The organism is Nitrosospira sp. NpAV (genome assembly GCF_000832065.1).
In the GTDB taxonomy this organism is placed as follows: Bacteria; Pseudomonadota; Gammaproteobacteria; order Burkholderiales; family Nitrosomonadaceae; genus Nitrosospira.
In genome coordinates, this window is the sequence record NZ_JXQM01000163.1 from 1 (window position 1) to 698 (window position 698).

The window sequence follows — 698 nt, forward strand, 5'->3', positions numbered from 1 at the left end:
CCATGCAAGGCTATCAATTGACATTTTTCACCCAGCAAGACCGCAAGCACGGATATCAGCCCTTGGGCAACTGGTTGATTGAAGAAGCGCGTAAACTTGGAGTAGGTGGCGCAACTTTGATCGCAGCAACCAAAGGTTTCGGGCGCGATCGCAAGTTACACGCTGCATGTTTCTTTGAACTGGCTGATCAGCCTATCGAGGTAACGATGGCACTCAGCGAAGCGGACAATAAACGTCTGTTACAGCGGCTGCGCGATGAAAAGATCAGTGTGTTCTATATCAAGACACCGATTGAATTTGGGATGACCGACGATCCACAGGGAGATTGAAGATGACTTCATACGACTGGTTTTATTGGGCATTGTTATCCGCTATTTTTGCGGCATTAACCGCTATCTTTGTTAAGGTAGGTGTTCAGGATGTGGATGCTGATTTGGCCACCTTAATCAGGACAGCTATCATCATCGTCGTTCTATCTGTGTTTGTGATCTCCACTGGTAAATGGGCCAACCCCTTCAAGCTATTACCCAAGACATGGCTATTTCATGCTCTATCTGGTTGGGCCACAGGGGCTTCCTGGGTGTGCTACTTCCGAGCCCTTAAAATCGGTGATGTTTCCAAGGTTACCCCCGAGGATAAATTCAGTCTTGTCTTGGCGGCTGTATTTGCTTTCACTTTTCCTTTCTCTTATACACATC

Annotated in this window: 2 protein-coding genes; both read left to right on the top strand. The window is 47.3% G+C overall.

Annotation, left to right across the window (positions count from 1 at the left end; all coding sequences use genetic code 11):
- On the top strand, positions 1–329 hold a 329-nt coding region (locus tag SQ11_RS15750), incomplete at its 5' end, for a DUF190 domain-containing protein (RefSeq protein ID WP_041515153.1).
- Between the two features lie 2 nt (positions 330–331).
- A partial coding sequence (locus SQ11_RS15755) for an EamA family transporter (RefSeq protein ID WP_041515154.1) occupies positions 332–698 on the top strand: 367 nt, incomplete at its 3' end.